Raw genomic sequence first — 13,424 nt, forward strand, 5'->3', positions numbered from 1 at the left:
CCGGCCTGATCCATTCATGAGCACCCAGCGGTCCAACGTCGCGTCCTTGCAACTTGCCCGTGAGGCCCGCGAGCGTTTCGTGACTGCAACCGGAGGGGTGATCGCGCCATCTGCGCATGCCATCCGCGAGCGCCTGACCGTGCTGTCGCAACAGGTGGCCACCGCGCGCGAAATGCAGGAGCACCGCGACGATTTCCTGACTTTCCGGAACAAGGAATCAGACTGGGTTTCGCTCGCGCAGGAAAGTTGGCGCAAGGCTTTGGCCCAGGTGTCCTCCAGCACCGGCAGCTTGCCCAATTCGCTGTCGTCGCTGGAGCTCATCGGCGACGAGGTGGTGGAAAACAACATCTTGTCGTCGCGACTGGCGCTGGTGATCCAGGACAAGGCCAGCTTCGAGTTGAACGACCTGCGCCTGCGCATCCAGCACCTGGAAGGCACGACCGAACTCGATTCCAAGGACGTGCTGCGGCCCGAGTCGCTGGCCAAGATGCTGGTGGAGCAATGGCTGGCTGCCGGACTCAGTCGGCCGCTCTGGACCAAGGTGCAGGAGGTCGTGCACACCCGGCTGCTGGAAGTCGTGGTGGGTGCCTATCACGACGCCAACGCTTTCCTGATCTCCAAGGGCGTGATGCCCGAGATCGACCTCAAGAAATTCGTCAAGCGCACCGGCAATGCCACGAACGCCGGCGTGCTGGGCGGCGGCTTCATCCCTGAATCGGGCGGCTTTGCCAATGCCAATTCCACTGCCATTGGCGGCGGGGGACTGGGCGGATTCGTTGGTGGCGTGCAGGGCGTTGGTGGCGCGCATCGCGGCGGCGGCCATGCGGGCGGCTTCGGCATTCCCCCTGGCAGCTTCGCGCCTGCCGCGATCGGCGTGGTGCACGGCGAGCCAGGCGGCGGTGGCGGCAGCAATGGAGGCGGAAGCGGGTCCGGCGGCGGTCGAGGCTCCCATGGCCACGGCGGTTGGGGTTCCGGTGGCAGCCGAGGCTCCGGTGGTGCGGCGCTACCGGGTCTGGAAGGCGGAGGCGGATCGCCGTTTTTTGTGGCCCGTCAGCGCGCCCAAGGCGTGTTGCTGAATCTCAAGCGCTTCGTGACTGCACGTATTGGCGGTGAAACCGTGGCACAGCGAGGTGGCGCCCTGGGCGGCGGGGTCGGCGCCACAGGCATGGGCGGAGGCGGTGTCGGCGGCGGCATGGCGGGAGGTGCCAGTGGTGGCGTCGGTGGCGCAGCCTTTGCCGCGGCCATCGCGGATGCGGAGGCGGCCTACCAGGTTGCCGCATCGCAGTACCTTCTGGCCGACGATGCGATTGCCGTGCAGCAGACCGCTGTCGACCTCCGCCGGCGCAGCGCCGAACTCAAGAAGAAGGCGCCGACCACCGCCGACAAGGCCACGGTCGAGATCGTGGCGCTGATGTTCCAGGCCATCCTTGCCGAGGAGCGCATTCCGTTCTCGGCGCGCGTGTGGTTCGCGCGCCTGCAGATGCCGGTGCTGCGCGTGGCGATCGCCGAACCCGAGTTCTTCGGCACGCTGCAGCATCCCGCGCGCATGCTGATCGACCGCATGGGCTCCTGCGTCATGGGCTTCGACGCGGCGGCCATCTCTGGCAGCGCGCTCGAAGGCGAGATCCGCCGCGTGGTCCAGGTGATCGAGCAATACCCGGAAACCGGCCAGCGCGTGTTCAAGCTGGTGTTCGACGAGTTCGTCGCCTTCCTGAACAAGTACCTGACGCAAAGCGACGCCACGCAACGGCTGATGAGCGTGGCGCAGCAGGTCGAGCAGAAGGAAACGATGGCGATCCAGTACACCATCGAGTTGCGCAAGATGCTCAACGAGATGCCGGTGCGCGATGAGATCCGCGAGTTCCTGTTCAAGGTCTGGGCCGAGGTGCTGGCCATCGCCGCGCTGCGCTATGGCGGCCAGGACGAGCAGACCGTGACGCTCAAGCGCGCAGCTTCCGAACTGGTGTGGGCCGCCAGCGCCAAGCCCAACCGCAACGACCGCACCCGCGTGATCCAGGACCTGCCCAAGCTGCTGCAGCGCCTGCGCTCCGGCATGACGCTGCTGGGCATCGTGGGCGAGCCGCAGGAAGCGCACATCAAGATCATCGGCGACACCCTGGCCGATGCCTTCATGTCGAAGACGGAAGCCATTCCTGCCGCGCAGATCGAGGCCATGGCCAAGCGCTTGGCCAACCTCGAGGACTTCGTCACCGACGAGGCCGGCGACGTCTCGGGCGAGTTGCCGATCGATGCCGGCAGCATCGAACTGCTGCTGGGCGTGGATGCGGCATCGATGGAAGTCATTCCGAACGCGGGCACCAAGGTCAGCGAAGACATGCTGGCCTGGGCGCACGAACTCCAGGTCGGCACCTGGTTCATGCTCGACCACAATGGCCGCGTGAATCAGGTCCAGTTCGTCTGGCGCAGCGAGCGCAAGCAACTGCATCTGTTCGCCTCGACGCACGGGCGCAACTTCCTGATCCAGGCCGGGCGACTCGCTTCCTACCTGCAGGCCGGGCTGCTGGTGCCGGCGGAAGAGGAAACCCTCACCGTCCGCGCGACGCGCGAAGCGCTGGCCAAGCTGGATGCTAATCCCGAGCGGTTGTTGAATTAGTCAGGCGGTACCAGGCCCGGAACACTGCGAATCCGGTCGATCCGAACGCCTTTCCGCCGCACATGGCAATGAGTTCGCCGCGTTCGTCATATCGGCACGCTTCGACGTGCACGGGGCCTTGCCGGGCCACTGCACTGCGACTTTCCGGCTGGGGATGGTCGCTACAGCGAGTGCAGGGAGCAGGCAATGGTCAATGCGCCACCCGTCCGGCGCGGGTTTCGCAGAGCTCGTCGAGCACCAGCGCATCGGGCTCAATGCCGGTGCTCCAGTGCACCATCAGCACGATGATCTTCAGTTCGTCCAGTGCCACCGGGTCGCCGGGCGCTGCCATGGCGCGCTCGATGACGATCTCGCGCAAGCCGCCGTCAAGCACGTTCGAGGCTTCGAGGAAGTTGATGAAACCCAGGCATTCGGCGCCGAGGTGGTCTTGCTCGGCACTGGAGTAGACACGCATCGCGTCGTCGGATTGGGGCAGGGCGGCTTCGTCCGGGCCGAGCAGGGTGACGGTGGCGGTGCTGCCGTCACCCTCGAACTTCAGTTGGGCGCCCCGGGTGGCGAGGCTCAGGCCCTCCAGCCACTGGAGCGCATCGCGAATCTCGTCGTGGTCGAAACCGTGCGCACTGAGCTTGCGGCCCAGTTGCTCGGGTTCGGGGCACGCGTCGCCGCGCCAGTAGTTTTCATAGACGAATACGAGCACTTCGAACATGCCCCAATATAGCCCAGCCGCCTGGGAAGTCGTATGAATGTGTCAGTTCGGCGTATCCATGACGTGCGCGTCCCGCGCCTGGCGATCCGGGAGCATGGCCTGTTCATGGGCACCCGGGGAACCGGCTTCGCATGGCCGCCGGGTGTTGCCGCCGACTCGCTGGACCAGTCCCCCATACGGCACTCCGCATCGGGGCTGTGAACCCGACTCATAGGGTCCCTCTCGCCGGTCGCCCGCGTGCGACCCCTGAGTGGGGTCGTCGCAGGCATATTCGGGGATGGGCTTGTCACGCCGAGGCGACGCGCTGGAACAACCCGCCCGGCAGCCGCGCCACATGGCCATCCAGTTCAAGTTCCAGCAGGCGAACCTGCAGGTCGGAAGCGCTCCAACCGGTGCGCGCGGTCAGTGCGTCGAGGGTGACGGGATCGTGGCCGAGTGCTTCCAGCAATGGGTTTTCCGATTCCATGTTGTCGGGGCCCTTGGCCGATGACGAGCCGGCACTTGTTGCATGCGTTGACATCGGAAAGTGCAGTTCCTCCAGGATGTCGTGCACCGACTCGACCAGCTTGGCCCCCTGCCGGATCAGCGCATGGCAGCCGCGCGACTGCGGCGCGTGGATCGACCCAGGGATCGCGAAGACTTCCTTGCCTTGTTCGACCGCCGACCGGGCGGTGATCAGCGAGCCGGATTGCAATGCGGCCTCGACCACCAGCGTGCCTTGCGAAAGGCCGGCTATCAGCCGGTTGCGCTTCGGAAAATTCTGCGTGAGCGGGGGCGTGCCGAGTGGGAATTCGCTGACCAGCATGCCCTGTCCCACGATGCGGCGCGCCAGGTCGCGATGTCGGGCCGGATAGACGCGGTCGAGTCCGGTGCCGACAAACGCGACTGTCGCCAGGCGCTGCGCGCTGCCGGCGGCATCCAGGGCGCCCTGATGCGCTGCGCCATCGATGCCGAGCGCCAGTCCCGAGACGACCACGATGTGTGCTTCGCCCAGCGCCTGCGCAAATGCGCGCGCGTTCGAAAGCCCTTGCGGCGTCGGATTGCGGCTGCCGACCATGGCCAAGCTGCGATCGACCTGCGCCAGGTTGAATCCGGCAGCGCCCAGCGTGTAGAGCATCAGCGGCGGATCGGCCATCTGCAGCAGCCCGGCCGGGTAGCCGGCATCGCCGAGCGTCAGCACCCGTCGTGCGGCGCCGGTGGCGTCGCTGCCGTGGAGCCATTGCCAGGTCGTTTCGACGAGCGCTTCAAGCCCGGCGGGCGCTTGCTGGAGCGCCGCGACACAGGTCTCGGACACGACCTGTACAAGGGCGGCCGGCGTCTGCCGGAATACGTCGCCGGGCAGCCCGAAGGCGCCCAGCAATTTGCGCGCGGTGATATCGCCGACGCCCGGCGTGAGGGTCAGCCGCAGCCAGCCCTCGAGTTCTTCTCGTTCCACTCCCTGTCCACTCCCCTGTTGTTTTTTCAGGGGTTGATCAGCAAGTCCCCTGCCTTCGGAGTGTCGCTGATCTCCAGGACGAGGGCGTACGACACCTTCTCGAACGGACGGAACACCATCAGCAGGCCGATGCGTTCATTCGGCAGCTTGAGCGTTTCCTTGCCACCGTTGGTGCGGTCGACGATGGTCTCGCCATTCTTCAGGATGGCCAGCACGTTGCCGGTCTCGAGGCCGTCGCGGGTGCCCTTGTTGATGGACACCACCTGGTTCTGCGCCGCGAACTGCACCGCATTGCCATACACGGAAATGATGCGGCCATTGGCGATGGTGCCGGAGGGTGCACGCGGCGCGTAGCTCAGCAACTGGCGCGGCGGTTCGGGCAGCAGGCGGTCGCCGGCACGGATTTCTTCCTTGGCAGCCACGACGTCGACGGTGGCGGGCACCACGCTGGTGACCTCCTTGCCGTCCTGCATCATGGTTTCGGTCGTCTCGCTGCGCTGCAACTGGACCTTGCCGAGGTACTGCGCCTCATAGCCGAGGATCTCGCCGGTGGCCGGATCCTTCAGCGGCGTGGCATTGCGGAACACGCGGTACTGGTTGATCGGACCTGGCTTCTCCACCAGCGGCGCATTGGCTTCGCCGCGGGCATAGGCGCGGTCGCCACGGGACAGCAGCACGTGGTTGTCGTTGCCGGCGACGATGCGCGGCGCCAGCCTGACGCTGTCCTCGTCCGTCACGATCGGCTCGGTGAGGAAGGGTTCGATCAGGGCCGTGTTAAGCGTCGGCAGGGCCATGCCCGACAGCGATTCGGTACGCGTGCGCGGCGACAGCTTGATCGTGCCTTCCGGCGCGCCGGTGCCGCGACGGGTGCTCAGGCGGGCGCGGCCGCCCGTCTTGTCGAGGTACAGCATCTGGCCGGGATAGATCAGGTGCGGGTTGCGGATTTCGTTGATGTTCATGCCCCACAACTCAGGCCAGCGCCATGGCGTGCGCAGGTACATGCGCGAGATCGCCCAGAGCGTGTCGCCACGCTTGACGGTGTATTCGTCCGGCGCGTTGGGGGCGAGTTCACTCAGCGGAATGCCGGTTTGCGCGGTCTGCTGGGCGGTGGCACGCTGCGTCGGCGTGATCGGGTAGGTTTGCGCCGAAGCCACCGTGGCAGTGCCGAACAGCGTCAGGCCCGCGAGCATGGCAATGGCCTCCAGAACCGGGCGCCGCCCGCGAGGGATGGGGTCGAGATGGCAAGGCCGCATCGACTCAAGCGCCCCCAGGGCCGGGCTGCGCCCCGCCCGCCCCCCGCGGGGGGTTGAGTCGAGCAAGCAAAGCCACATCGACTCAAGGTTGTTCGGACGCACGCCGGCGATGGTTCGGAATGTTTTCATGAGTTGGATGGTGTGCACACACTACGGCCACGGAGGCGGCGGAAACGAATCCTCACAATTTGCAACGAATTTTGCGCTGAAGCCCCGGAGACGGCAACGTTTATCCTTTTCGGTGTCCGCGGGGCGTCGCGGAATTGGCGAAAATAGCCCCAACTTTCCCACGCTTTCATGGCCAAACGACCCATCCTGAGTTTCCCCGACAAACGCCTGCACACGGTTGCCAAGCCGGTTCAGGGTGTCGACGCCCGCATCAAGACCTTGGTGGCCGACATGCTGGAGACCATGTACGACGCCCAGGGCATCGGACTCGCGGCCACTCAGGTCGACGTGCACGAACGACTCGTGGTCATTGACGTTTCGGAGGAGCGTAACGCCCCGCTGATATTGATCAACCCCGAAATCGTGTGGGCGAGTGACGAGAAAGTGGTCAATGAAGAGGGTTGCCTGTCGGTTCCGGGCATCTACGACGGGGTCGAGCGTTCCACTTCGGTGCGCTGCACAGCTCTCGACCTGGATGGTGAACCGCGCACCATCGAGGCCGATGGCCTGCTGGCGGTTTGCATCCAGCACGAGTTGGATCACCTGCTCGGCAAGGTCTTCGTCGAATACCTGTCGCCGCTGAAGCGCAATCGCATCAAGAGCAAGCTGCTCAAGCAGCAACGCGAAGAGCAGCGCGAAGGCCGGGGATGAGCGTGATTCGCTGCCGGCGGGCACTGGCTGCGTTGACGGCGGCGCTTGGCCTGATGGGCGGTCTCGTGGGTTGCGCCGGGGAGCCGACCCGGCTCCCGCTGGAAAGCACGCGGGCGGAAGCGCTTCAGCGCCTGGGCCCGCCCACCGCGACGTATGCGCTCCCCGATGGTGGCGAGCGCCTGCAGTACTCACGCGGGCCGGCAGGCTTCGAAGTCAACAACGTCGACTTGGACAGGAGTGGCAAGGTGCTGTCCATCCGACAGGAACTCGACGAGGGGCTGTTTGGCAACACCATCCGACCCGGCACCTGGCGCGTGCCCGATGTGCTGCTCACCTATGGTCGCCCTTACGAGATCAGCCGGGTCACTTCCTTCAATGGCGACGTCTGGACCTGGCGCTACAAGTGGCACAACACGATCCGGCTGCTCTACATCTACGTCGATCCGCGAGGCGTGGTGGACCATTACAACGTCGGAGACGACCTGCGGTTCGAGCAACTGACCCGCTGACCCTGCGAGTACCCCTTTGAGAATTGTCTTTGCGGGCACTCCCGCCTTTGCCGCGACTGCGCTGGCGCGGCTCGATGCCGCCGGCTTTGAAATCGCCCTCGTGCTGACCCAGCCCGACCGTCCTGCCGGCCGCGGCATGAAGCTGCAGGCCTCGCCGGTGAAGACGCTCGCCCTGCTGCGCGGATGGCGCGTGGCGCAGCCGCGCAGCCTGCGCCTGGACGGCAAGTACCCGGAGGACGCGGCTGCCGCGCAAGAAGTATTGCGGGCCGCCAACGCCGATGCGATGGTCGTGGCGGCCTACGGCCTGATCCTGCCGCAGTGGGTGCTGGACATGCCGCCGCTGGGCTGCCTCAACATCCACGCCAGCCTGCTGCCGCGCTGGCGCGGCGCCGCGCCGATCCACCGCGCCATCGAGGCCGGCGATGCGGAAACCGGCGTGACCATCATGCAGATGGACGCCGGTCTCGACACCGGCGACATGCTGCTGCGCGAGTCGCTCGCGATCGGCGAGGACAGCACCGCGAAGCTGCACGACCGCTTGGCCGACATGGGCGGACGCCTCGTCGTCGACGCGCTGCGCCTGGCTGAGGTGGGCGGGTTGAAGCCGCAGCGCCAACCCGCGGAGGGCGTGACCTATGCCCACAAGGTCGAGAAGCACGAGGCGAAGATCGACTGGGACCAGCCGGCCGAAGCCATCGTGCGCCGCATCCGTGCCTTCGATCCGTTTCCGGGCGCGAGCAGTGAACTGGCCGGCGAGACTGTCAAGGTGTGGGCCGCCCGCGTCGACGCCGGCCTGCCGGAGCAGGCACCCGGAACGATCCTGGACGTCGCGCCCGCGGGCATGACGGTCGCCGCCCATGACGCGAAAGTCGTCGTCACGGAGTTGCAGCGCCCGGGCGGCAAGCGCCTGGCGGTGGCGGATTTCGTGCGCGGCTTCGATGTGCGGCCGGGTCAGGTTTTCGGGCGCTGATCGCTTGTTCTTCCTTCGATCCGTCCGCAACCATCCCGCCTTCCGCGAAGGCGCGCGCAACATGGCGCCGCTCGCGCTCGGCATCGCGGCCTGGGGCCTGATGACCGGCGTGGCAATGGTGCAGTCGGGGATGAGCGTGGTCGAGGCCGTTGCCATGGCCTTGCTGGTCTATGCCGGCAGCTCCCAGCTGGCGGCAATTCCCTTGCTCATGGCGGGCGCGCCGGGCTGGGTGATCCTGGCGACGGGCTTCTGCGTCAACCTGCGCTTCGTCGTGTTCAGCCTGCACCTGCGGCCCTACCTCATGCACATGCCGCGCTGGCGCCGGCTGGTCAACGGCTACATGACGGCCGACCTCAGTTATGTGATGTTCACGCGGCGCTACCCCGAGCCGGCACCGGACACCGCGGGACGCGAAGAGCAGGAGGCCTACCTCGCGGGCGGCTATTGCATCACCTGGGTGGCCTGGATGGGCCTGAGCTTGCTCGGCGTGGCGCTCGCCAATTTCATCCCGCTCGCCTGGGGGCTGGGCTTCGCGGGCGTGCTGAGCCTCGTTGCGATCCTCTGTTCGATGGCTACCAGCAGGCTGCGCATGGTCGCGATCGGGATCGCCGGCGCGACGGCCGTGATGGCCTACAGCCTGCCGCTGAAGCTCAACATCGTGGTGGGCATCGGCGTGGCGGTGCTGCTGTGCTTCTGGTTCGAGAAGAAGCTCGGGCTGGACCCGAATGAATGGGACGCGAAGTGAACGGCGGCGTCACGGACGGCTGGACGCTGCTGATCATCCTCGGCCTGGCCGGCATCAGCGTGCTCACGCGCTGCTTCTTCTTCATCCTCGACCGGCCCTGGGGCCTTCCGCCATGGGCACACCGGGCGCTGCACTATGCGCCGGTGGCGGCGCTGGCGGCGGTGGTGATTCCCGAAATCGTGATGACGCAGGGCCACTTCATCGCGACATGGCAGGACGCGCGGCTCTACGCCGCGGCGGTGGGTGCCCTCTATTACTTCAAGCGCCGAGGCGTGCTGGGGACCATCGTGGCGGGCATGGCGGTGTACCTGCCGCTGCACCTCGGGTTGGGCTGGTAGCCGTTGGTGCTGCGGCAACGCCGGCCGCAGCGCATCAGTTCGTTGCCAACGCGTACAGGCACCGTCACGATCGACTCCTAGAATCAAGCGCATGAACGTCATTCGCTTTACCGATCTGTGCGCCCAAGGCAAGGTTGCCGGCCAGCGCGTCTTCATCCGTGCCGACCTCAACGTGCCGCAAGACGACACCGGCCGCATCACCGAGGACACGCGCATCCGCGCCTCCGTGCCCTGCATCCAGCAGGCGCTCGCCGCGGGCGCCGCGGTCATGGTGACCTCGCACCTGGGCCGCCCGACCGAGGGCGAATTCAAGCCGGAGGATTCGCTGGCGCCGGTCGCCGCGCGGCTGGCCGAGTTGCTGGGCCGCGAGGTGCCGTTGGTCGCCAACTGGGTCGACGGCGTCGACGTGAAGCCCGGCAACGTCGTGCTGCTCGAGAACTGCCGCGTCAACAAGGGCGAGAAGAAGAACGACCCCGCGCTCGCGAAGAAGATGGCCGCGCTGTGCGACATCTACGTGAACGACGCCTTCGGCACCGCGCACCGCGCCGAGGGCACGACCTACGGCATCGCCGAATACGCCAAGGTGGCGAGCGCCGGCCCGCTGCTCGCGGCCGAGATCGACGCCATCACCCGCGCACTGGCCACGCCCAAGCGCCCCCTGGTCGCCATCGTCGCCGGCTCCAAGGTCAGCACCAAGCTCACCATCCTCAAGAGCCTGGCCGAGAAGGTCGACCAGCTCATCGTCGGGGGCGGGATTGCCAACACCTTCATGCTGGCCGCCGGCCTGCCGATCGGCAAGTCGCTCGCCGAGCCCGACCTGCTCGACCAGGCCAAGGCCGTCATCGAAGCCATGCGCGCACGCGGCGCCGCCGTGCCGATCCCGGTCGACGTGGTCACGGCCAAGGCCTTCTCGGCCGATGCGCCCGCCACCGTCAAGGCTTCGACCGACGTGGCCGCCGATGACCTGATCCTCGACATCGGCCCGAAGACCGCCGCCCAGCTCGCCGCGCAATTGCGCGAAGCCGGCACCATCGTCTGGAACGGCCCCGTCGGCGTGTTCGAGTTCGATGCCTTCGCGGGCGGCACGAAGGCCATCGCCGAAGCCATCGCCGAGAGCCCGGCCTTCTCGATCGCCGGCGGCGGCGACACGCTGGCCGCGATCGCCAAGTACGGCATCGAATCGAAGGTCGGCTACATCTCGACCGGGGGCGGCGCCTTCCTCGAGATCCTCGAAGGCAAGACGCTGCCGGCTTTCGAGATCCTGACCCGGCGCGCGGCGCAGTGAGCGCCCCGCATTGAACTGAACCCGTTCGCGCTCGTCTCGCGGGCGCGGCGGGGTGGATTTCCTGAAGACCTCTCATAACCACAACGACCCCGGAGACTTGCACCATGGATACCCCCGTCCGCCTTCCCCGCCACGCCACCAAGATCGTCGCAACGCTCGGCCCGGCCTCCAACACGCTGGAGTTGCTCGAGCAGATGATCCTGAACAAGGTCAGCGTGGTGCGGCTGAACTTCAGCCACGGCACGGCCCAGGACCACATCGACCGCGCGGCGATGGTGCGCGAGGCGGCGCGGCGCACCGGGCGTGAGGTGGCGATCATGGCCGACCTGCAGGGACCGAAGATCCGCGTCGGCAAGTTCGCCGAAGGCAAGGTCTGGCTGGAGCCGGGCGCCAAGTTCCTGCTGGACGCGGCCCGCACCGAGCTGGGTGACGTCAACGGCGTCGGCCTCGACTACAAGGACCTGCCGCGCGACGTGAAGGCCGGCGACAAGCTGCTGCTCAACGACGGCCTGATCGTGCTGACGGTCGATGCGGTCAAGGGAGAGACGGTATTGACCACGGTCAAGCTCGGCGGCGAGCTGTCGAACAACAAGGGCATCAACAAGCAGGGCGGCGGCCTCACCGCGCCGGCCCTGACCGGCAAGGACATGGAAGACATCAAGACCGCGATGAGCTTCAAGGCCGACTACGTCGCGGTGAGCTTTCCGAAGAACGCGACCGACATGGAAATGGCGCGCCAGCTCTGCAACGTGGCGGCGGCAGAGCATGGGCACAAGCCGGGCCTGATCGCCAAGATCGAACGCGCCGAGGCGATCCCCAAGCTGGAGGAAATCATCCGTGCCAGCGACGGCATCATGGTCGCGCGCGGCGACCTGGCGGTGGAAGTCGGCAACGCGGCGGTGCCGGCGCTGCAGAAGAAGATGATCCGCATGGCGCGCGAGATGGATCGCGTGGTCATCACCGCCACGCAGATGATGGAGTCGATGATCACCAACCCGGTGCCCACGCGCGCCGAGGTCAGCGACGTGGCCAATGCCGTGCTGGACGGCACCGACGCGGTGATGCTCTCGGCCGAAACCGCCTCGGGCCGCTACCCGCTCGAAACCGTGCAGGAAATGAGCCGCATCTGCGAAGCCGCCGAAGCCGCCGAGGACAAGACCCGCGACACCGACTTCAGCGGCCACACCTACAACCGCATCGACCAGTCGATCGCGATGGGCGCGTTGTTCACCGCGCACCACCTGGGCGCCAAGGCGATCGTGGCGATGACCGAGTCGGGCTCGACGCCGCTGTGGATGAGCCGTCATGCCGCGCACATCCCCGTCTACGCGCTCACCTCGCGGCTGGCCACGCAGCGCAAGATGGCGCTCTACCGCAACGTGCGTCCGCTGCTGATGGATTCGCAGAGCGACCGCGACACCGCGCTCGACCAGGCCGAGGCGCACTTGAAGAAGCGCGGCATCGTGCAGAGCGGCGACGTGTATGCGATCACCTGCGGCGAGCCGATGGGCGCGCCCGGCGGCACCAACATGCTGAAGATCTGCCGGGCCACCTGACGAAGTTGAAATTTTTTCTACGGCGGCCACCGATCCCGGGCCTTCGCTCCTCGCCGTACCGCATTACGGCTGCGCTGCCTGACCCGACCTCGGCGCACTCGCTGCGAAATCCTCACACCTTCTGACCCCGTCATGGGCAGGATGGTTGCCCGGGCGTCCGGCTCGGGCGGACAGCGGCCCGCGAATCCAGATCATGTCGTCCGACGTATTCTGTGCCATGACTTTCGCTCCCCTCCTGCGGCGCGCCGCACTGGCCTTCTGCGCGGCCGGCACCACGCTTCTGGCGGCCTGCTCGCCCGCCATGCTGCTGGACCGCGCGGTGTCGCGGAACACCTACGACTTCGACGGCGGCGAGGCCTACGGTCCGGCGCCGCGCCAGAAGCTCGATGTGTTCCGGCCGCTACCCGCCGCATTGCCGGTGGTGGGGCGGCGCCCGCTGGTGGTGTTCTTCTTCGGCGGCGCCTGGACCACGGGCGATCGCGCGACCTTCTGGTTTGTCGGCGAGGCGCTGGCGTCGCGCGGCGCGGTGGTCGTGTTGCCCGACTACGGGTTGTCGCCGGACTTCCGGTACCCGGTGTTCGTGCAGGACAGCGCGCTGGCCGTCAAATGGGCGCTGGACAACGCGGTGCGCCTCGGCGCCGACCCGAAGCAGGTCTACGTCATGGGCCACAGTGCGGGCGGCTACAACGCGGCAATGGTGGCGCTGGACGATCGCTGGCTGGGGGCCGTCGGTGCCAGCCCGAAGCAGCTCGCCGGATGGATCGGCCTGGCCGGCCCCTATGACTTCCTGCCCATCGAGAACCCGGACGCCCGGGTCGCCTTCGACTGGCCGAACACGCTGCCGGAGTCGCAGCCCCTCAACCACGTGACGGCCGCCGCGCCGCGCACGCTGCTCATGGCGGTGAACAAGGACACGCTGGTCAACCCGGTCCGCAACACGCGGCAGATGGCCGAGCGGCTGCGTGCAGTGGGCGTCGACGTCCAGGTGCGCGAATTTGACAACCTCGGCCACGTCACCCTGATTGCCGCCGTCGCGAAGCCGCTGCGCTGGCTGGGCGGACCAGTTCTGCCGCCGATCGTGAAATTCCTCGGATTGCCGTAGGCGCACAGCGCGCCATGTGGGGGCAATCCCCCGTGACTCGGGAGGGGATCGATAGAATCGCCGGCAGTACTTTTTTCCGATTTTTCTACCTA

The 13,424-nt window shown here is 67.0% G+C and carries 12 protein-coding genes; 9 read left to right on the forward strand and 3 right to left on the reverse strand.

Annotated elements, in window-relative coordinates:
- Positions 1 to 16 precede the first annotated feature (16 nt).
- A complete protein-coding gene (locus WKW82_RS02235; RefSeq protein ID WP_340340614.1) occupies positions 17 to 2,614 on the forward strand; it encodes a DUF1631 family protein in 2,598 nt (865 codons plus the stop codon).
- Between the two features lie 190 nt (positions 2,615 to 2,804).
- On the opposite strand, the gene WKW82_RS02240 is transcribed toward WKW82_RS02235, so the two are convergent.
- The 3 genes from WKW82_RS02240 to WKW82_RS02250 form a co-directional block, all read right to left on the reverse strand.
- Complete coding sequence (locus tag WKW82_RS02240; RefSeq protein WP_340340615.1) at positions 2,805 to 3,320, reverse strand: Smg family protein; 516 nt, start codon at positions 3,318 to 3,320, stop codon at positions 2,805 to 2,807.
- Between the two features lie 286 nt (positions 3,321 to 3,606).
- Positions 3,607 to 4,755 carry a DNA-processing protein DprA gene (dprA, locus tag WKW82_RS02245; RefSeq protein ID WP_340340616.1) on the reverse strand — a complete coding sequence of 383 codons (1,149 nt, stop codon included), beginning with the start codon at positions 4,753 to 4,755 and terminating at the stop codon, positions 3,607 to 3,609.
- A 26-nt stretch (positions 4,756 to 4,781) separates the two neighbouring features.
- On the reverse strand, positions 4,782 to 5,945 hold the full coding sequence (locus WKW82_RS02250) for a LysM peptidoglycan-binding domain-containing protein (protein WP_340340617.1): 1,164 nt from the start codon (positions 5,943 to 5,945) through the stop codon (positions 4,782 to 4,784).
- A gap of 360 nt (positions 5,946 to 6,305) precedes the next feature.
- On the opposite strand from WKW82_RS02250, the gene def reads away from it, so the two are divergent.
- The 8 genes from def to WKW82_RS02290 all read left to right on the forward strand — a co-directional run bounded on the left by def (position 6,306) and on the right by WKW82_RS02290 (position 13,332).
- Entirely contained in the window at positions 6,306 to 6,827 is a 522-nt protein-coding gene (gene def / locus WKW82_RS02255) for a peptide deformylase (RefSeq protein ID WP_340340618.1), read from the forward strand.
- Positions 6,824 to 7,336: a hypothetical protein gene (locus WKW82_RS02260; protein ID WP_340340619.1), complete on the forward strand. Its 513-nt coding sequence runs from the start codon at positions 6,824 to 6,826 to the stop codon at positions 7,334 to 7,336. Before def ends, WKW82_RS02260 begins: the two co-directional genes overlap by 4 nt.
- Positions 7,337 to 7,352: 16 nt before the next feature.
- Entirely contained in the window at positions 7,353 to 8,306 is a 954-nt protein-coding gene (fmt, locus tag WKW82_RS02265; RefSeq protein WP_340340620.1) for a methionyl-tRNA formyltransferase, read from the forward strand.
- Positions 8,307 to 8,367: 61 nt separating this feature from the next.
- Positions 8,368 to 9,051, forward strand: coding sequence for an AzlC family ABC transporter permease (locus WKW82_RS02270; RefSeq protein WP_422823399.1), 684 nt, complete (start codon positions 8,368 to 8,370; stop codon positions 9,049 to 9,051).
- Positions 9,036 to 9,389, forward strand: a complete 354-nt coding sequence (locus tag WKW82_RS02275) for an AzlD domain-containing protein (RefSeq protein WP_340340622.1) — start codon at positions 9,036 to 9,038, stop codon at positions 9,387 to 9,389. The genes WKW82_RS02270 and WKW82_RS02275 overlap by 16 nt, the downstream gene beginning before the upstream one ends.
- A 91-nt stretch (positions 9,390 to 9,480) precedes the next feature.
- Positions 9,481 to 10,674, forward strand: a complete 1,194-nt coding sequence (locus tag WKW82_RS02280; RefSeq protein ID WP_340340623.1) for a phosphoglycerate kinase — start codon at positions 9,481 to 9,483, stop codon at positions 10,672 to 10,674.
- 104 nt (positions 10,675 to 10,778) lie between these two features.
- The gene (pyk, locus tag WKW82_RS02285; RefSeq protein ID WP_340340624.1) at positions 10,779 to 12,230 is read left to right on the forward strand and encodes a pyruvate kinase; all 1,452 of its coding nucleotides are present in this window, start codon (positions 10,779 to 10,781) and stop codon (positions 12,228 to 12,230) included.
- A gap of 217 nt (positions 12,231 to 12,447) precedes the next feature.
- Entirely contained in the window at positions 12,448 to 13,332 is an 885-nt protein-coding gene (locus tag WKW82_RS02290; RefSeq protein WP_340340625.1) for an alpha/beta hydrolase, read from the forward strand.
- Positions 13,333 to 13,424 lie beyond the last annotated feature (92 nt).

It is taken from the genome of Variovorax rhizosphaerae (assembly GCF_037889975.1).
GTDB classification, from domain to species: domain Bacteria; phylum Pseudomonadota; class Gammaproteobacteria; order Burkholderiales; family Burkholderiaceae_C; genus Variovorax; species Variovorax rhizosphaerae.